The sequence below is a fragment of the Oscillatoria salina IIICB1 genome, from assembly GCF_020144665.1.
GTDB lineage: Bacteria > Cyanobacteriota > Cyanobacteriia > Cyanobacteriales > SIO1D9 > IIICB1.
This window is the reverse complement of sequence record NZ_JAAHBQ010000005.1, coordinates 29,117-49,579: the sequence shown is the minus strand read 5'-3', so window position 1 is coordinate 49,579 and position 20,463 is coordinate 29,117. Positions and strand designations below refer to the sequence as shown.

At 39.5% G+C, this 20,463-nt stretch carries 12 protein-coding genes; 7 read left to right on the top strand and 5 right to left on the bottom strand.

Features of this window, described 5'->3' with window-relative positions; all coding sequences use genetic code 11:
- Window positions 1–49 precede the first annotated feature (49 nt).
- A complete protein-coding gene (locus G3T18_RS01695) occupies window positions 50–2,728 on the top strand; it encodes a cache domain-containing protein (protein ID WP_224408783.1) in 2,679 nt (892 codons plus the stop codon).
- A 140-nt stretch (window positions 2,729–2,868) separates the two neighbouring features.
- Complete coding sequence (locus G3T18_RS01690) at window positions 2,869–3,429, top strand: GNAT family N-acetyltransferase (protein ID WP_224408782.1); 561 nt, start codon at window positions 2,869–2,871, stop codon at window positions 3,427–3,429.
- 372 nt (window positions 3,430–3,801) lie between these two features.
- Here G3T18_RS01690 and G3T18_RS01685 read toward each other — a convergent pair whose 3' ends face one another.
- A complete protein-coding gene (locus G3T18_RS01685; protein ID WP_224408781.1) occupies window positions 3,802–4,677 on the bottom strand; it encodes a WD40 repeat domain-containing protein in 876 nt (291 codons plus the stop codon).
- Between the two features lie 143 nt (window positions 4,678–4,820).
- Here G3T18_RS01685 and folK point away from each other — a divergent pair, with 143 nt between their 5' ends.
- Window positions 4,821–5,309 (top strand): 2-amino-4-hydroxy-6-hydroxymethyldihydropteridine diphosphokinase, encoded by a 489-nt coding sequence (gene folK / locus G3T18_RS01680; RefSeq protein ID WP_224408780.1) that lies wholly within the window; start codon window positions 4,821–4,823, stop codon window positions 5,307–5,309.
- A 6-nt stretch (window positions 5,310–5,315) separates the two neighbouring features.
- Window positions 5,316–5,906, top strand: coding sequence for an NUDIX hydrolase (locus G3T18_RS01675; RefSeq protein ID WP_224408779.1), 591 nt, complete (start codon window positions 5,316–5,318; stop codon window positions 5,904–5,906).
- 51 nt (window positions 5,907–5,957) lie between these two features.
- Here the strand turns inward: G3T18_RS01675 and G3T18_RS01670 are convergent, their stop codons facing one another.
- Window positions 5,958–7,316: a glutamate-cysteine ligase family protein gene (locus G3T18_RS01670; RefSeq protein ID WP_224408778.1), complete on the bottom strand. Its 1,359-nt coding sequence runs from the start codon at window positions 7,314–7,316 to the stop codon at window positions 5,958–5,960.
- Window positions 7,317–7,324: 8 nt separating this feature from the next.
- On the bottom strand, window positions 7,325–8,563 hold the full coding sequence (locus G3T18_RS01665; RefSeq protein WP_224408777.1) for an aminotransferase class V-fold PLP-dependent enzyme: 1,239 nt from the start codon (window positions 8,561–8,563) through the stop codon (window positions 7,325–7,327).
- A 529-nt stretch (window positions 8,564–9,092) separates the two neighbouring features.
- Between G3T18_RS01665 and G3T18_RS01660 the strand changes: the two genes are divergently transcribed.
- Complete coding sequence (locus tag G3T18_RS01660; protein WP_224408776.1) at window positions 9,093–10,457, top strand: efflux RND transporter periplasmic adaptor subunit; 1,365 nt, start codon at window positions 9,093–9,095, stop codon at window positions 10,455–10,457.
- A 232-nt stretch (window positions 10,458–10,689) separates the two neighbouring features.
- A complete protein-coding gene (locus tag G3T18_RS01655) occupies window positions 10,690–13,764 on the top strand; it encodes an efflux RND transporter permease subunit (protein WP_224408775.1) in 3,075 nt (1,024 codons plus the stop codon).
- A 133-nt stretch (window positions 13,765–13,897) separates the two neighbouring features.
- Here the strand turns inward: G3T18_RS01655 and G3T18_RS01650 are convergent, their stop codons facing one another.
- Together G3T18_RS01650 and G3T18_RS01645 are read right to left on the bottom strand one after the other, a co-directional pair.
- Window positions 13,898–17,041 (bottom strand): efflux RND transporter permease subunit, encoded by a 3,144-nt coding sequence (locus tag G3T18_RS01650; protein WP_397333901.1) that lies wholly within the window; start codon window positions 17,039–17,041, stop codon window positions 13,898–13,900.
- A 271-nt stretch (window positions 17,042–17,312) separates the two neighbouring features.
- Entirely contained in the window at window positions 17,313–18,557 is a 1,245-nt protein-coding gene (locus G3T18_RS01645) for an efflux RND transporter periplasmic adaptor subunit (RefSeq protein ID WP_224408773.1), read from the bottom strand.
- Window positions 18,558–18,784: 227 nt separating this feature from the next.
- Here G3T18_RS01645 and G3T18_RS01640 point away from each other — a divergent pair, with 227 nt between their 5' ends.
- Window positions 18,785–20,440 carry an ABC transporter substrate-binding protein gene (locus tag G3T18_RS01640; RefSeq protein ID WP_224408772.1) on the top strand — a complete coding sequence of 552 codons (1,656 nt, stop codon included), beginning with the start codon at window positions 18,785–18,787 and terminating at the stop codon, window positions 20,438–20,440.
- Window positions 20,441–20,463: the final 23 nt, after the last annotated feature.

Below are 20,463 nucleotides of genomic sequence, written 5' to 3'. Positions count from 1 at the left end.
GAATAGGTTCTTTTCTATTGCCAATCAGCTAGGTTTTAGTCTTATTATTATGGGCATTTTAAGTGTTTTGTCAACCGGAGGAATACTTCTTTATCTCAGCTTTAACTATCATTTTCAACAGTCACGAAAGTTGCAAAAAGAGCTTTCCCAAATTACTGCTAGCCAGATTAACAATTATTTGGATGACTTGCATGGTAGACTAAGTTATCTAGCTAGAGTTAGAGGAATAACTAACTATTCTCCACAAATTCAGCAAAGTTTACTAGAAGGATTAATTCGTCACAACGATGCTTATGAATTCGTAAGCATTTTAGATAGCAAAGGTAATCCAGTAGTCGCAGTTTCCCCCTCCGAACAGGTAAAATACAAAAATCTTGCTGATTCTTCTTTATTTACGCGTACCTTCAAACAGCAAGAAGAATATATCAGTCCAGTGGAAATTAATCCCACAACTGGTATACCAATGATAACCCTAGCAGTGCCAATCCGCAATCTCGAAGATCGAGTCGATGGCGTATTATTTGCTAAAATTAATCTTAGCTTTCTCTGGTTTGTTGTCTCGCAAACAGAAGTAGGTAAAACAGGTCACGTTTATGTGGTTGATGAAAAAAATTTTTTAATTGCTGAAAAAGGAAGCACGCAAAATAATTTTCAAAGGCAAAACCTTTCCCAAAATCCTTTATTAGGATATCTTAAATCTAATAAATCTTATCAAAAACCTCATGTTTATAGAGGATTAAAAGATGTCAAAGTATTAGGAGCAACAGCACCAATTCCTAGTTTAGGTTGGAATTTAGTTGTTGAACTACCTCTCACCGAAGCTTATGCTCCTATTCACAGTATGGTGAAGAGAACGGTAGAAGCCCTAATTGCTGTAATTATAGCAGCGATCGCGGCGGGATTTATTCTCTCCCAACGGATTGTTTCACCTTTCAAATTTTTTACATCTGCGGCTACGCAAATTAGTGAAGGAAATTTTGATACTCAAGTCAACATTACCAGTCCCTATGAATTGAGTGTTCTAGCAACAACCTTTAATCAAATGACAGCGCAGGTACAGGAACTATTTCATAAAGTAGAAATAGAACGTAATTTTGCAGCAGCAACGTTAGAAATAGCCGGGGCTTTAGTAGTAGTTTTAGATTCTCAAGGACGGATTATTCGCTTCAATAAAGCTTGCGAAAAAACAACCAAATATAATTTTCAAGAAGTTCAAGGTAAATGCTTTTGGCAATTATTTTTGTCTTCCGAAACAGTGGAAGCGGAAAAATTTTTATCGGGGGATTTACAAGTTAGTAGTTTTCCGAAAAAATATGAAAGTTATTGGTTAACTAAGGATGGTAAACAACGTTTAATTGCTTGGTCAGATACGGTACTTCTTAATGAAGAAGGAACTATTGAATATATTATTAGCACCGGAATTGATATTACCGAACAACAAGAAGCAGAAAAAGCATTAAGAGAAAGTGAAGAGCGACTACAAGCTATCCTCGACAACTCTCCGGAAGTAATTTATATTAAAGATATCGAGGGACGTTATTTACTCATAAATCGCCAATTTGAGCATTTATTTGACCTAATTAACGAGAAAATAAAAGGCAAAAATGACTATGATATTCATCCAGAAGAAGTTGCTAATAAATTACGAGAAAACGATCGGATAGTTATCAAAACAGGGATTCCTATGCAATGGGAAGAAACTGTTAAAGTTAATGATACTTTCCAGACTTATATCTCTAGTAAATTTCCTTTTTATGATACAAGCGGAAATGTTTATGCTATTTGTGGAATTTCTACAGATATCAGCGATCGCAAACAAGCAGAAGAGGAATTATTACAAGCAAAAGAGCAAGCAGAAAACGCTTTGCAAAACTTTCGTCAAGCACAAAACCAGTTAATCCAAGCAGAAAAAATGTCTAGTTTAGGTCAACTGGTTGCGGGTGTAGCTCACGAAATAAATAATCCAGTTAACTTTATTTATGGCAATCTTACTCATACAGAAAACTACACCAATGATTTACTAAAACTTGTCAAACTTTATCAAAAATATTATCCTAATCCACATCCAGAGATTGCCAATTTAATAGAAGAAATTGACTTAGAATTTTTAGTTGAAGATTTTCTCAAAATTATTGACTCGATTAAAGTTGGAACCAATCGTATTCGCAAAATTGTACTATCATTGCGTAATTTTTCTCGCCTTGACGAAGCTGAAATGAAAGAAGTTAATATTCACGAAGGACTTGATAATAGTTTATTGATTCTTCAAAGTCGTCTCAAATCTAAGCCCAGTCACCCGGAAATAAAAGTAATCAAAGATTATAGTCAATTACCAGTTGTTGAATGTTATGCTGGTCAGTTAAATCAAGTTTTTTTGAATATTTTAACTAATGCTATCGATGCTTTAGACGATTACAATAGTCAACGTTCTCAGGAAGAGATAAATGCAAATCCCAGTCAGATAACGATTAAAACTGAGTTAGTTGATTCTCAAAAAGTAGTAATTTTAATTGCGGATAATGGTCCGGGAATGACAAAAGCAGTTAAAGAGCGATTATTTAATCCATTTTTTACCACTAAACCCGTGGGGAAAGGAACTGGTTTAGGTTTGTCTATTAGTTATCAAATTGTAGTGGAAAAACATAGTGGTTCATTAGAATGTGTTTCTCAGCTAGGTAAAGGTACGGAGTTTTGGATTAAAATTCCGGTGAGACAAGGAATTAAGTAAGTAGTTTAGATTGATTTTCTGCCGAACCCGTAAACGGGCAGCTACACGAACATAGACTTCTCCAGAGTAGCTCGCCTTCGTGGGCCGGGAAGAAGTATAATATACTTTTTGATTTGGCTCCGCTACAGAGGTTAGAGACTTTGGAAATTAGACAATCAACACAGATAGATATACCGACAATTACTCAAATCCATTTCCAAGCATTCGGTGAAGCAGAAGGTCGAGAAATTGCTGAATTGGTAACTAAATTATTCGACGATCGAACAGCAGCACCATTACTATCTTTAGTGGCGGAAGAAAATGGAGAATTGTTTGGACACATTCTCTTCAGTAAAACAACAATTGTGGCAACTGGTGTCCAGACCACGGTAGAGTCTGTGTCTAGTCGGATTCTTGCACCTTTGGCAGTTATCCCTAGGCTACAAAAGCGAGGCATTGGCAAAAAATTGATTCATGAAGGTTTGAAACAGTTAAGAGAATCGGGAGTCGAACTCGTGTTTGTCCTAGGGCATCCAGGGTACTATCCACGGTTTGGTTTTGTACCAGCAGGAAACCTAGGCTTTGAGGCTCCCTATCCGATTCCGGCAGAACATACAAATGCCTGGATGGTTCAAGGATTATTGGCAGGAGTGATTGAGCGCATTCAAGGAAAGGTTCAATGTTCAAGAGTGCTGAATCAGCCTCAGTATTGGCAAGAATAGAAGAATAGTCAGTAGGTGATGTCGCTTATGATTGTCCAGTCTAAACGGCTTTGCTTGACTTGCTATTCCTGTCTTTGGCGATCGCCAAACACTTTTCGTCACAGCAATCCAATTTTTTTTCAGTTCTAAGAAGAGCGTAATTCAACTCATTTAATCTAATTTTTTTGGGTTTTCCCCTTCTCAATAAGCATCATTGATTAGTCGATCTAAGCTCGCTCTCGCTTAGTTTTCCCCCTCACCTTTTATAGCAGTAAACAGTAAACAGTGAACAGTAAACAGTGATGAGAGCCTATGCTAGCAAGGTTTTCCGAAAATGAGGATGTCCTAACTAATTCGTTCTCTGCTATATATTGAATTATATCGAACTTAGGTTTATTCCATCAACCAAACTTTAATGACATCGTTGCGACTACCACTAACAATAGTCTTTCCATCGGGGCTAATTGCTACGGATAAAACGGCATCCCAATGACCAGTAAAGCTGTGAATTTCTTGACCTGTGATTGCCGACCAAATTTTAACTGAGTTGTCGTTTCCGCCACTAATTATTTTTTGCCCGTCATGACTAATTGCAATAGAAGTTACGCCATCAGAATGCGCCTTGATTGTCTTTATTTCTTGACCTGTTTTTAAGTTCCAAATTTTTATTGTTTCGTCAATACTACTACTAATCAATCTTTGATTATCTGGAGTAATGGTGACAGAAGTGACTGCACCGCGATGACCAGCGATCGCTCCTGAATCGATTAGATAAATTTTACCATCGGCACAGCCACTTGCTAAAGTTTTGCCATCAGGACTAATTGCTACTGAGTAAACCCAGTCGGAAGGGCTAGTAATAGTCTGAATTTCTGCGCCTGTTTCGAGGTTCCAGACTTTAATAGTTGTATCTTGGCTACCGCTATAAATTTTCTTGCCATCGGGAGTAATTGCTAAGGAATAAATTCGGTCTTGATGTCCGGTTATTGTCCGAATTTCTGCGCCTGTTTTGAGGTTCCAGAGTTTAATTGTTTTGTCGAAACTACCACTGACAATTGTTTCGTCGTTTGGAGTAATAGCGACAGCATGAATCCAGTCTGAGTGACCTGTTAAAATAGCTTTTTGTTCGCCATTATTTAAGTTCCAAATGTGAATAGTTTTGTCGGCACTGCCGCTAACTAAAGTGTTTCCATCGCTGGTTATGGCTAAGGAATAAACGTAATCTCTATGTCCTGCTAGCCAAACGCCAAGGGTTCGATCGAGTTCCATTGTGTTTTTATTTGTTATTAGTTCGTTGTAATTTTATTTCTCAAAAAAAACCGCTATATTTTTTGAGAATTGGTATTATTCATCATGGACAACTTTCTGATAACTTAAGTTAGTTGCAAAATACATCTGTCGTGAGGAATGGAATGATAAAAGAGGGGAAAAAAGTTGCTGTGGCGCTGGGTAGTAATTTAGGTGAGTCTCGTACAATTGTCAGAGAAGCTGTGGAGATGTTGGCGCAAACTCCTGGTATTGCTTTAAAATCAGTTTCCAGTTGGTATCAAACTGCACCAGTGGGACCGCCACAACCAGATTATATTAATGGCTGTGTGTTGCTCGAGGTGCAGCTAAGTCCCCAAGAATTGTTACAGGTGTTACTGAAAGTGGAAAAAAATTTTGGTAGAGTGCGTCGGGAACGTTGGGGGGCGCGATCGCTCGACCTCGATCTGATCTTATACGAAGATTTGATTCTGGAAACACCAGAGTTGCAAATTCCTCACCCACGGATGAGAGAAAGAGGTTTCGTGTTAGTACCTTTAGCAGAAATTGCTCCCGATTGGATCGATCCAGTAACAAATTGCGCGATCGCTGAACTCACAGAAGCGGTAGACTGTTCTGGTGTCCGTCGTTTATAACTTACTATGGTACTCGGTCAAGAACCTCCAGAAATTATTCAACAACGCTTATTCTACCAAGGTCGGAAGTTTAGTTTTGATGTCCATCGTTTGCGCTTACCGAATGGGGCTGAGGGTGACTGGGAATGTATTCGTCACCCTGGCGGTGCTTTGGCTGTGCCTGTTACACCAGAGGGTAAACTGGTTTTAGTGCGTCAGTATCGCTTTGCATTAAAAGGACGACTTTTGGAATTTCCGGCTGGTACTGTTGAAGTTAATGAAGATCCCGCAGAAACGATTCAACGGGAAATTGAAGAGGAAACGGGCTATCGTGCTAAGAAGTGGATCTCCTTGGGTAAATTTCCTCTCGCTCCAGGTTATTCTGATGAATATATTTACTCTTTTCTTGCTCAAGATTTAGAAAAGCTACAGCAGCCTTTAAATTTAGATGATGATGAAGATATTGAGGTGGTTTTACTATCTCCTCAAGAGTTTTTAGAAGCTATTTTAGTAGGGGAAGCTATTGATGCTAAATCTATTTGTAGCTTTTTTCTGGCTCGTTCTTTTTTAGAGACTAGAGGTGAAAGTTTTGAAGGTAGCGTGACTTATACCAGCTAGCAGTAAACAGTAAACAGCGTCCGATCGCTGTTATAAGTCCCAATAATCGATTTATAAGTTAATTAGTCTATTTTTTATATATCCATCGATGCCGCGATCTTGATATTCTTCAATAGCTTTCATTGCTGGAGATTTTTGGTCTTTTAAGTTCCTAGCAATGGAATCTAGATATACTTCTTCTCCCATATTTCTTTTTACCAATCCTTGCTTAGAAATTTCTAATAATTCTTGACTAATTAAAACAGCTTCTTCTACTTTTAGACTACTTTTTATCGTTCTTTTTCTCAGTTCCAACCAATATTCCCAAGGTTGACTATCGACGACTTTTTTTGTCTGAGGCAGGTTTTCAATTAGACCGAGGATAAATGCAGAAGGAGCCATAATTTCATCCCAATTTTGAGCATCTATACTTCTATTTTCTAAATACAATTTTTCAAGATTTACCTTAGCAAAATCGTCAAATGTATTCTCCTTATAGTTTTTTAATAAATCTGATAATGAAGATTGCTTTTTAAAAAAGTATTTTATCCTGGTTTTCAGGAAAATATACTGATTCATTTCATTAACATCATTAATTGTAGGTTCAAGAAATTTGTATTCAGTGTCGATCACATCAAAAGCCTTCCAATTATCTTTGACTAAATACTCAAAATTACTAACTTCATCTTCAACAATACAGAAACTATTTGGTCGCTTTACAGCGACGAAAGGAACCTCAAAATTATACTTTAAATATTCTGTGAAACTGGCAAATTTGCGACTTGGTAATTGCAGGCGGTTCGGATGATTGCTAGGCCAAAAATCCCAACGATATTCTCTTTCATCATGATTTTGAAAAATTTTGTTTTCACCGACTGAACTATTAGCAAACAAAGCAATAAATATACTAGAAAGAGCTAGAAGAGAGTTAGTCAATGGCATAAGTTCTTCATAGCTTACATCGATACAAACCTGATGAGCTGCGTAATTAGATCCCAGATAATGATTTAGATGTTTAAGTAACACTCTATACCAGACTTTTTCAGTTTTGAGATCGGGATAAAAATTGGGAGTTTTGGGATGAAAAGTAGTAGATAGTAACCCAATACCATTATTATGAAAATATGGTAAAAAGTTTTTGAGTATTTTTACCATATTTTCATAACAATCATGTAAAGTGTAAAAGGGATTAAAGCCAAACTCAACTAAACCAACACTGACGTCAGTATCGACAATCACGATCCTGCCATCTTCATCTTTGTATAAAACTCCTACAGGCTGCTTAGTTGCAGGATCGTAATAAGTTTGATAATCAAAGTTTTTTCCTAATTCGTCCCAAACTTTTTTGATTTGGGAGCGGTCGATCATTTTACCATCACTTAGATTAATTGCTGGAAATTCAAATTCTAAACCAATTTTTCTATTTAACATATTTCTGCTTATGAATGACAAAAATCTAAAGCTTTATGAAACAGTTTATAATCATTTATATCTAATTCTTTAATAGGTGCCGAGATGCGAATAATACCTTTTCCATAAGCTGTTAAATCAATCCCATGTGACTGAAAACTAGCTCGAAGTTGTTTTGGCGTCAAAGCTCTAATTGATGGTTTCGTGCTTTTGATTAAACCAATTCCTGATTTGAGGGAATCGTTTTTAACTAAAGGTGTCCAGTGATAATTTATTGAAACAGCTTCTAGCTTTTCTACTTGCTCAACTAATTTCTTAAATTTTTGTTCCATTGATTGATTACCCTCAAGGATATTTGCTACTGCTGCTGCTGCTGAAAATAATGAATTCAAGTTTACAGTTTCTGTAAATGCAGAATTAGATCCTAATTCAAGTTGGTTTGTAAAATTTAAAAGAGGGTCATCTAATTTGCCCTTTTCCAGCATCTGACGATAAATAGTTGTTATAAATTCTACCGAATTGGATTGAGAACAAAAAGCTAATCCCATTGGATGCCACGCTCTCAGCCATTTATGACAACCTGTTATGTAAAAATCACTATATTCTAAAATATTTAATGGGCTATGAGAAAAAGATTGCGAGCCATCAACAACAACAAATGATGGTTTTTTCTTTTGACTAGTAATAATTTTTACTATGTCTTCAACTGGAAGTCGAAATCCTTCAAAGGTAATATGACTAATGAATAAGCCGTCACAATCATATTTGTCATAAGCAGAAATAACTCTTGAAATTAGATCCTCCCGAGTACAATTATCTTCTAAAATAAATGAACGGAGGTCAACTGTTTTTATTTTGCCTCCTAGAAATTCTTTTTGTTGTTTCAGAATTGCTTTATATTGAGGCCATTCTAAATCGGTTGTTAAGACTTTTGGGGATTTAAGAAAGAGAAGGTTTGCTCCTAGTTTCATTAATTGACAGGAACGATTAGCTAATAATATTTTTGCATCTGTAGTTGCATATAAAGGGACTGATAGTATACTTTTTAAAGATTTTTTGAAATTTGAAATTCCTTTCCAGTCTGACAAAAATGGATATATTTTTTGTATTTTATTTGGTAAAGATTCAAATCCAAAATAGATAAATTTATCAAAATAGAGTGAGCTGACTTCGTCACCTGTAAACTTGAGAAAATCACCGTATAATCTCTGTACCCTAGGTAACATAAGTCCCAATCTAGCGGTATTAAGATAGATTGCTGTTGACATCAGATATCTCCAAATTATTACTTTCTCGCCGCCTGAGACTTAATAAATTGTTCGTGTTCCGGTTTTAGACTAATACTCATAGTTACCAACTGCACTACATTCTGAGTAATCCTCAACTTTTCAGTATCCTATAATACTTCCTTTTGGCACAACTTGAATTAAGGGTTTGTCCCAGCAACCTCTAGCACCAACCTCAAGTACAAAACTCTTCTCTTGTCAAGCACAGTTATTTGAATATCTTCTCATTTTTCTGCTTGGCTCCCGAAAATGGAGACGTATTTGCCGCCTACCAAGAGACTTTGGGCTTCATTTGGGCAAGAAACTTGTCTCGCGTCTAGTGCCATTTGACGCTTTTTTTGCGCCTAACCTGACGCGTGAGTCAATGAACCTTTGGAAGGATGTAAAATACCTGCCAAAAGATGAATAATTGTAAATATTCAGGTAACAAGTAGCTGCACTGCCTATTTTCAGGATGAGAAATTAACTTATCTCGTTTGCATCTCGCGTAAGTAAAAGCTAAGTAGAGAGAATGAGTCCTCAGTCAAGTAAAAAAACAATTGAAGCACCAGAAAAGCAGCCGGAGGTAGACAAAGATAGTTCTTTAGAGCAAGAGGAAGAACTGAAAACTTTAGTCAAACATCGCCAAAAAAGCCGTAATTGGTGGAAAATTTGGGGAGCGATCGCGCTTTTGGGTGGACTTGGATTTGGTGGTTGGTGGTGGTGGCAAGAATATAATTCTAGTTCGGAAACGACCACCGAGCAAAGCCAACCTAGGGGTACACCTGTGGAGTTAGGCGTAGCGGAAACGACCACAGTAGAAGAAACTTCCGAATTTGTGGGGAATCTCGAAGCTGAGAGAACCTCAAGTATTGAAAGCGAAACCGAAGGAAGAATCGAGGAAATTTACGTTCGCGAAGGACAACAAGTAGCAGCCGGAAGCGCGATCGCGAGAATTTCGGCGGAACAAACCCAAACAGAGATAGAAAGAGCGAGATCCAGCGTTAACGCTGCTCAAGCTGCTCAAGAAACCGCTAGGGCTGAATTACAAGCTTTAATCGCCGAACGCAGTAGCGCCCAAGCCGATGTTAATCTTCAACAAGAGCAATATCGGCGAATTTCTGGTTTAGTGGGACAAGGAGCCTTAGCAAGACAAGAACTAGATCGCGTAACCAGAGATTTAGAAGCGGCTAGGGCTGCTCTTAATGCTACCAACCAACGTATTGCCGCCGCTCAAGCAAGATTTAATCAAGCCCAAGCTACCTTAGAACAACGTCAAGCAGATGTTGAACTGCTCCAGGAACAATTGCAAGATAATACGATTGTGGCACCGTTTGCGGGCGTAATTGGGGACATTCCCGTCAAAGAAGGCGAATATCTCCAAAGTGGCGACGATCTCACCAGTATTACCGCCAACCAAGATTTAGATTTACGCCTGGCAATTCCCATCGAACGTACTGCGGACTTACGTTTAGGATTAACAGTTGAGGCTGAAGATTCTCGAGGTAATTATCTGGGTACGGGTAGAATTAGTTTTATTGCGCCCCAAGTAGATACCGAGTCACAAGCGATCGCCGCGAAAGCTACCTTTCCCAACCCTAATGGAGAATTACGAGACGGACAATTTGTGCGATCGCGAATTATTTGGGAAGAACGTCCAAATGCAGTCGTAATCCCGACAACGGCTATTGTTTACGAAGGCGAAGAAAGGTTTGTTTACCTTCCTGTAGATCGAGAAGGACAGTTAATTGCTCAAAAACAACCAATTCAACTCGGTTTAGAACGAGAAACAACTACAGAAGTTACTGAAGGACTCCAACCAGGAACTCAAATTGTTATCTCTGGGATGCAAAAATTGTTCGATGGTGCGCCAATTTCGCCTTTAGGAGGAGATTAGGGACTGGTGAGGAGGGGATTGGGTTCAGTGAACAGGGAACAGTGACCAGTGAACAGTTTATTCCCTAATTGCTTTTTGTCTCCAATATCTATTGGTAACTGGTAACTGGTAACTGCTAATTGGTGATTGGGGATTGGGGATTAGGGACTAGGAATTGCTCACTGACAACTAATAACTGATAACTGCTCACTGACAACTAATAACTGCTAACTGATAACTGCTCACTGAAAAAATGTTTACTGACTTCTTTATAAAAAGACCTGTCTTTGCTTCAGTTTGCTCCCTACTAATTGTTCTGTTGGGAATAGTTGCTTATACACGACTGCCCGTACAAGAATATCCGAGTATCGATCCACCAGTAGTTACAGTTACCAGCGTGTATCCTGGGGCAAATCCAGAAGTAGTAGAAACAGAAGTAACCGAAATCTTAGAAGCAGAAATTAACGGCGTTGACGGCATTAAAACTCTTAGTTCGCAAAGCAGTCAATCTACCAGCACAATAACCGTTCAATTTGAACTAGATCGCGACCTCGATACCGCCGCACAAGACGTGAGAGATAGGGTTGGACGAGTTAGAGGAGAGTTACCAGATAATGTCGAAGCGCCAGTGGTTAGTAAAGAATCGGGTTCTTCTTCACCGATAATTTGGTTTGCTTTGTATGGCGAAAATTTAACAACTTTGCAATTAAGTGACTACGCCGATCGCGTAATTGTCGATGCTTTGGAATCGGTTTCTGGTGTTAGTAGTGTAATTATTGGTGGGGAACGTCGTTATGCAATGCGAATTTGGCTCGATGCTCGTCAACTTGCAGCGAGAAACTTAACAGTGTTAGATGTCGAAGAGGCGCTTCGTTCCCAAAATGTTCAGATTCCTAGCGGTATTGTTGAGGGAGAGTTTAACGAATATGCGGTGCAAACTTTGGGAAGATTACAAGCACCAGAAGAATATCAAGATTTAGTAATTAGAAGCAATCCGGATGGTTCCCAAACTCGCTTAGAAGACGTAGGTAGAGCAGAAATTGGAGCCGAAAATTATCGTAGCTTTGTCCGGTTTAAAGGTCAAGCTGCCGTTGGTTTAGGAGTAGTTAAACTCAGCGATGCTAATACTTTAGCAGTTGCTAATGGTGTGAAAGAAAAAATGCAGGAATTGTCAGAAAATTTTCCTGCGGGGATGCAATATCAAGTAGCTTCCGACGATTCCGAGTTTGTCGCGATCGCCATTGAGGAAGTGTGGAAGTCGTTGTTTTTGGCGATCGCACTCGTCGTTTTGGTGATTTTCCTCTTTTTACACGACTGGCGATCGACAATTATTCCCGCAATTACTATTCCGATTGCTTTGACTGGCGCATTTGCGATTATGTATTTTCTGGATTTTTCGGTGAATACATTGACTTTATTTGCGCTTACTTTAGCTACAGGTTTAGTCGTTGACGATACGATTGTTGTTCTCGAAAATATCGTTCGTTATATCGAACAAGAAAACTACCCCCCTTTTCGCGCTGCTTCTGTGGGTGTAGCCGAAGTTGTTTTTGCTGTCATCGCCACAACAATTGTTTTAATTGCTGTCTTTGCACCAGTGGGATTTTCTGGCGGTACTACGGGAAAATTATTTACTGAATTTGCTCTTACTCTCGCTGGTGCAGTGGTACTTTCTTCTTTTGTCGCCCTCACTCTCGCGCCGCCTTTATCAGCCCGATTATTGCGACGAAATAGTAAGCTAGGTGGTTGGTTTTTTAATAGTTTAGAATGGGGTTTAAATCGTTTAAATGCTATTTATCAATGGTCTTTAAAACAGTTAATGAAGCTTAAATTTGTAGCGATTGTTTTATTTGTAGCTTCTCTAGTAATCACCTATTTTTTATACAACCAAATTCCCCAAGAATTTCTACCTACGGAAGATCGCGGCTCAATATTTACCATTGTCCAAGGACCAGAAGGAGTTAGCATTAACTACACCGACGAAGTAATGCAACAAGTTGAGGAAATTTATAGCGAAGTTCCCGAAGTAAACAGTTATTTTACTATTGGTGGTTTTAGTGGTAGTGGCGGCAATCCCGTCAGTGAAGGAATTGCTTTTGTTAAGTTAAAACCTTGGTCAGAACGTACCGCAGAAAATGAGTCTCAACAAACAATTGTTAATAGTTTATTCGGTCGTTTTTCACAAATTAGTGATGCTTTAGTGTTACCAATTAATCCTTCTTCTCTACCTGGTGCTAGTTTCAGTCAACCCGTACAATTTGTCCTCCAAGGAAACGATTTATCAGAATTAGCAGAAGCTTCAGGAAGATTAGCAAATCAAGCTCGACAGTTACCAGAATTAGTGAATGTTAATTCCAATTTTCAGTTAAATAAACCTGAATTAACTGTGGAAGTAAATCGGGCTTTAGCGGGTAATTTAGGCGTTTCTGTTCGCGATGTAGCTCGTACTTTACAAATTCTTTTAGGCGGACAAGAAATTACTAATTTTAATCGCGGAAATCGTCGTTTTGAAGTAGTAGTTCAAGCTGAAGATAGATATCGCAACGAACCTGATAGTATCGGCGAATTTTATGTTCGAGCTAGCAACGGTGATGTTATTCCTTTGAGTTCAATAGTAACAGTTGAACGTACGACAACACCGCCGCAAATTAATCATTTTAGCCGCTCTCGTTCGGCAACAATTGAAGGTAGTCCCGCACCTGGTTATAGTTTGGGAGATGCGCTCACAGCTTTAGAAAATTTAGCTGAGGAAACTTTACCTGATAGTATTTCGACAACCTTGTCTGGTCAGTCGTTAGAATTTAGAGAAGCAGGTCAATCTATTTTATTTGTCTTTGGTTTAGCTTTAGCGTTTATTTTCCTAGTATTAGCGGCACAATTTGAAAGTTATCTCGATCCTATTGTGATTCTTTTAGCGGTTCCCCTATCTTTGTTAGGAGCCTTTGGTGCTTTATTATTAGGTGGCTTAAATTTGAATGTTTACAGTCAAATTGGCTTGATTATGTTGATTGGTTTAGTTACGAAAAATTCAATTTTAATTGTTGAGTTTGCTAACCAAAGACGCGATGAGGGAATGTCAGCAACTAAAGCCGCAATTCAAGCGGGACAAGTCCGCTTTCGTCCGATTTTGATGACCGCTTTTTCAACTATTTTCGGTTTGCTACCTTTGGTATTAGCATCGGGGGCTGGTGCAGCTAGTCGGGTATCTTTAGGAACTGCGGTTGTTGGTGGGATGATTGTTTCGACTTTTTTGAGTTTATTTATCGTTCCAGTGTTTTATGTTCTGGCTGAGAAATTGCAAAGAAAATTGGTTCCTAGCGAGCATTGATAGTCGAGTATAGAGACGTTGTGCGGAACGTTTCTACGATGAGAATGGGTATTATATCAGATCCTCATAATTAACCATAGTTAAAAAGAGCGACCATCTTAGTCGCTCTACAGGATTCAACAATGTTCTAACTCTATCTGGTAGTGCTATAACTAACTTTGCTACTTCCAAATAAGCCGTGTAGCAAAACGTAGAAACAGGGAATAATAAACAAAGTTAAAAACGTTGCTAGGGACAAACCAGAAAAGACAACTACACCTAAAGGTTGGAGAAATTCCGAACCTTCACCGATACCTAATGCGAGAGGAAATAAACCTAAAACTGTGGTAATTGTAGTCATTAAAATTGGTCGCAAACGTTGGGGTGCAGCTTGTAAAATTGCTGTTTGACAACTGACTCCGTATTGGTCGCGAATTTGGTTGGCTAATTCTACCATGACGATCGCGTTATTAACGACGATCCCGACTAACAAGACTGCGCCGACTAAAACTGTTGCACCGATCGCGGTTTGGGTGATGTACAATCCGAAAATTCCCCCTGCAAGTGCGAGAGGAACGGTAAACATGATTACTAACGGGTCGATTAAGGAGTTATACTGTACCGCCATAACGATAAAAACGAGAAATGCGGCTAAACCACCTAAGACTTTTAAAGAATCTTGAACTTGTTGATTACTTTCGGCGGCGGTACTAGGTAAAATTCTGACTCCGGGAGGTAATTCTATTTCCGCTAAGATGGCGTTAGTTTCCGCGATCGCTTCGCTTAAACTGGCACCTTCGGCTAAACTACCTGCGATTAAAAATACTTCTTTTTGGTTAATTCTTTGAATTTCACCAGGAGCTGCGCCTTTGGCAATTTTAGCGACTTCCCCTAAACGAATCAGACGGTTATTATCGGTAAATAAAGGTAATTGTTCGAGTTGCGAGACTCGTTGCATTGCGGTTCGATCGAGTTGAACGCGAATGTCTACAAGTCGAGTTCCGCGTTGTAATTCGGTGGGAACTGTCCCTAAAATCGCCGTTTGTAAGGTATCGCCAATGTCTTCTGCGGTTAAATTATATTCGGCTAAACGTTCCCAGTTGGGAAGAATTTGTACTTCTGGTTGTTTCGGGTCAGCATCGGGTCGAAAGCGGGCGAGAGTAGCTTTTTCGTCTAAAGCAGCGAGGATTTGACGACCTGCTTGCTGAAGTGTTTCGGTCTTATCTCCTTGGAGCATTATATCAACATCTGCACCACGAATTGGCGAGTTGGTTAGGATAATTCCGCGTACTTCACCGGGAGATAAACGCAAGCGAATATCGACTAAATTTAGCTTGTCTAATTCTTTCGTAACTCGTTCGACAAAAGCCTCAACATCTGTGCCGGGTTTGAGGCTAATTGTACTAGAACTTCGCAAAACATTTTCGCTGGTAATGCTAGCAAAAAGAAAACCGCCTACTGAGGTAAAAGCATATTCAGTTTCTGGTTGTTGAGTAATAATGTTGTCTACCTCTTCCATTACTTGGCGGTTGGTTTCTAAGGTAGTACCGGGAGGAAATTGAGCGAATAAATTAGCTTGACCTGTATTAATTGAAGGTAAAATTTCTTGGGGAATTTGGTCTACCATCCAGAGACTACCACCACCGAGAATGAGAAAAGAAAGCGCGATCGCCACTAGTCGATAATGAACTACTCCAGTTAATAAACGTTGATAGTTTTTCGTCATCCACTCAAAGCGACGATTAAATTCTCTGAGTACCCAAAAGCGACTCAAACCACTACCTTGCCGAATTCCTAGCAGTTGCGAAGCCATCATCGGGACAACTGTTAAAGCGATTAATAAAGAAGCAGCAACAGCAAAACTAATTGTCAGAATTAGTTCGTTAAACAGCAGTGACATAAAGCCACCAATGAGTAAAAAAGGTAACACTGCAACCAAGTTAGTCGCGGTGGAAGCAACTAAAGCCGATTCTACCTCCGATCCGCTAGCGATCGCCGCAGAAATTACTTCTTCTTTCCCTCTTTTTCTGGGAGAACGCTCTTCTTGATTCAGTGATGATAAAGAAGACGGCAATTTATTATTTGCATTCCCAATTCCCGCCGAAATATTTTCTAACATCACGATCGAATTATCGACCACAATTCCCACACCCAGCGCCAAACCACCTAAACTAAAAACATTAATTGATAAACCAAACAATTGCATTAAAACGATCGCCATTAAGGTAGCGAGAGGAATAGCGGTGACAATAATAAAAGTTTGACGTAGAGAACCCAAAAATAATAACACCGCAAAAGCTGCTAAAGCTGTCCCAACCACACCAGAAGTAGTTACATTAGCCACTGAATTTTCAATAAAGCGAGATTCGTCCAGAGTTACCAGCAATTCCATATCGCTAGGAATTAACCCTGATTCTTGCAACTCCTCGATGCGTTTTTTCACGCCATCCACAACCGCGATCGTATTTGCATCGGGTTGTTTTTGAACGCTAACTTTTACTGCTGGTTCACTGTTGAGAAACACATATATACGTTGGTCTTCTGTCCCATCAACTATCTCAGCAACATCCCGTAAATAAATCCTTCCTAAAGGCGAATTCGGAACTTCTAAAGTTAAATTATTTATTTCCTCAACCGATTGAAAACGTCCAATAGTACGGGTTAAAGGTTCTGCATCTTCTCCTTCTAATCTGCCGCCAGCTACATCTAAATTGCGTTCTTCTAATGCGTCTAAAACGTCTTGTAAACTAACTCCTAATGCTTGCAAACGTTTCAAATCCAAATTAATTCGTACTTCTTCGGTAACGCCACCAGAAACATTTACCGAAGCTACCCCAGGAACAACAAGTAATTCCCGACTTAATTCTTCGTCAGCAAATACTCGCAAAGCTACAGGTTCTAAAGAAGTAGATTTAACAGCAAATTCATAGACTGGAAGTTGAGAAGGATCGAACTTAAATAAACGACTATTTTCGACTACATCTGGTAAGTTACCTCGAACCCGATTAAATGCAGCAGTTGCATCATTTAAAGCTTGGTCAATATCTCCTCCGGGCTGAAAAAATAAGTCTAAACTAATGCGTCCTTCGCGAGTTTGAGAAAATACTTGAACTGCACCTTCGGTAGCACTTAAACCTTGTTCGAGAGGTTTAGTAATTTCCTCTACCGCTACTTCGGGGGAAACTCCCGGTGCGTCCATTCGCAAACCAATGCGAGGATAGGTAATTGATGGTAATAAATCTACTTGTAAGCGAAATAAAAAGAAGACACCGACAACAATTACTGCTAAAGTGAGCATCAGTGTCCCGATGTGCCGGCGAATTGCGACGCTGGCGATCGAGTTTTTGGGTTTAGTGGCTTTTTTCTTACCTAAGATAGATGAACTATTGGTTGAAGGTGGTTGTTGCAGCATAGGGTTGGCGTGAAGAAGAGAACAATTTAATAAATATTAATACACGTAGCGCTATCAATGACAAGTTAAAGTGTAATTACTAATAATTAAGTTTAAGAAATAAGTTGGCGATCGTGATTTATTCCTCAAATTACAATCTTGGCTCAACTAGCAATTTTTACTTTGATAAAATACTCAAACGCACGGTTTCGCCATCTTTTAAAGGTTGACCGCTTTTAACGACAAATCTTTCGCCATCTTTCAATCCCGAAACAATTTCGACTTTACCGTTAGCCCGATTTCCTAATGCTACTTCTCTTGCTGCTACGGTTGCTTGCTGGTTTTCTTGAGCATTAGCAACGACAAAGATTTTTCCTTCTTGTAATGCTGTTTCTGGGATGACAACATTTTGGTTACTTTGCGGCTGAAAATTGACTCTGGCTAACAATCCGCCACCGATTCTCCCATCAGGATTGGGAATGGTTACTTCGATAGGAACTTGACGTGCATCTCCAGCAACAGGAGCAATTTGGGTAACAGTTCCGGTAAAGGTTTCATTAGCTATTGAATCTAGTTTAACTGTTACTAATTGTCCGATTTCAATGTTAGCTAAATCCAATTCAGACACAGGTACTTCTACCTTAACGCTGCGAAAATCTCCGAGTTTCAAAACTTCGCCACCAGCCGTAATTAAGTCTCCTGGTTCGCTAACTTTTTCCGTTACTACACCAGTAATTGGAGAATTTAATTGAGAGTAAGCTTGACGCTGTTCTTCTTGGGCGAGAACTGCTTTTTGGGCTGCTACTCTACCGATCGCGGCGGCGACTGCTTCTTCTTCGCTGCGAATTTGTTCTTGTGCGGATAAAACTGCTTGTTCGGCTACTTTAGCGGCAGTTTGAAAAGACTCTGCTTGTTGTTGCGTAACGGCTCCTTGTTGAGCGAGATTAGTATATCTTTGGGCGTTATTTACTGCTTCTTGAAGTTCGGCTTTTGCTCTTTCTAACTGGGTTCGCGAGTTACTAACTCTGGCTTTAGTTTGAGCTATTTCTGACTCTAAAGCAGCTAATTCTGCTTTGGCTTCATTAACATTAGCCACTAAAAGTGAGTCATCCAAACGGGCGATAACTTGAGCTTGAGAGACACGAGATCCCACATCGACACTTAAGCTTAATAATCTTCCCTCAACTTGCGATCGCAGCGACACTTCTCGACTGGGTTTGGTTGTCCCCACATATTCGATTGCTTCTTCAACTACACCCGGACTAGCGATCGCCACATCTACCGCCGTAATGCTATTTCCTTGCTCTTGCGCTCCTGACTGGGCATCGGCTTCGTCTTTCTCTAGTAAATTGCAGCTAGCTAGACTTGGCAAAAGCAATGCTGCTAAAATCCAGACAAGGGGAACAATTTTGCTCTTAATCATACTTTCACCCTTGATTTTTCCCGATCGTGAAATAATATTACTTGGATTTATTTTAACGAAGATTTAAGTAATTTTAACAAAAAATAAAAATCTCGGACACATAGAGACGGTAATTATCTTAGCCGAACGACTGAAGTCGCGGCTATACTAACTTAGATGCGTAGCGGCTTATCGTAAGAGTAGGCTGCCCTCGCCACCTGTTAATTTACACTTGATTTTTGATAAAAATGACGATCGTCAAGCGAAGTAAAATATTACGCTTACTTTTATTAGCGATAACATTTGCTTTAGCGATCGCGATAACTAACTGCGATCGCAACCAAGTAAACACGCCGGAAACAGTTACTTCTACTACCACCGAACCAGGAGTATTAGTTTATGGTTCTGGGGGACAACCAGTAAACTTAGAACCGGGTAATATTACTGATGGCAATTCCATTATTGTGCATCACCAAATTTATAATCGCCTGCTAGAATTTAAGCCGGGAACTACTGAATTAGAACCAGGTTTAGCAACAGAATGGTCTGTTTCTGACAATGGTCAAGAATGGACATTTACTTTACGAGAAAACGTAAAATTTCACGATAATACTGATTTTAATGCCGAAGCAGTTAAATTCAACTTTGAGCGTTGGTGGAATCCAGAACATCCTTATGGGTATCGCGATGCGGGAAAAAATTATGAAATTTGGGGCTATTTATTTGGCGGATATCAAGGAGATTCTAACTCATTAGTTCAAGATATTGTTGTTGTCGATAACCAGACAATTAAGTTTATTTTACAACAACCCTTCGCCGCCTTTCCTGCCGCGATCGCCTCGGGCTATTTTGGGATAGCTAGTCCCACTGCAATCCAAGAAGCAGGTGCCGCATACGGGACACCAGCTTCTGTCGCTGTAGGAACCGGACCTTTTACTTTTCAAGAATGGCGCACAGGAGATAGAATTATCCTCGAAAAAAATCCTAATTATTGGAAACCAGACTTACCCAAAGAAGAACAATTAGTCTTTCGTTTTATTAGCGATCCCGCAGCCAGATTAGCAGAATTACGCGCAGGTTCTATTGACTTTACCACCGATCTCGCCCCAGATCAACTAACAGAAATTAAAGACGATCCCAACCTTACAGAAGTATTTCGTCCTTCATTCAACGTCGGTTACTTAGCTTTAAATCCTAGCTACGAACCATTATCCGATCCCCAAGTTCGCCGCGCGATCGCCTTAGCTATCAACCGTCTTGAAATAGTCCAAGCATTTTGGGGCGAATTAGGTCAAACTGATGCTCATTTTACACCCCCATCTTTAGCTTGGGCGCAAGCAAAAAATCTCGGCGAATATGAATATAATCCGGAAAAAGCCAAAGAATTATTAGCAGCCGCAGGCTATTCCAATGGCTTTGATTTAGACTTATGGTATATGCCTGTTTCTCGTCCTTATTTTCCTACACCAAAACCGATTGCTGAAGCATTTGCCGCCGAATTAAGTGCCATTGGAATTAATGTTAATCTCCAAACAAAAGACTGGGCAGCCTATCTCGAAGATCGCCGAAAAGAGCCAGGATTTCAAGCTTTTATGCTTGGTTGGACTGGTGACTACGGCGATCCAGATAACTTTTATTACTCACATTTTGGTCCCGCCGCTACCGACGATTTAGGTGGTTGGAAAAACACACAAGTTGTGCAACTTTTAGAACAAGGTCGTCAAACGCAAAATGTTGAAGAAAGAGCAAAAATCTACGCCGCAGTCGATCGAATTTTATTCAACGAAGCTGTAAGAATTCCTATTGTTCATTCGCAACCTTTATTAGGAAAACGAGCCAATATTGAAGGTTGGCTACCAAGTCCCCTGGGTTCGGAACCTTTTGAAGCAATAGATAAAAATTAGTTCGCAAGTTTGCGTATCTATAG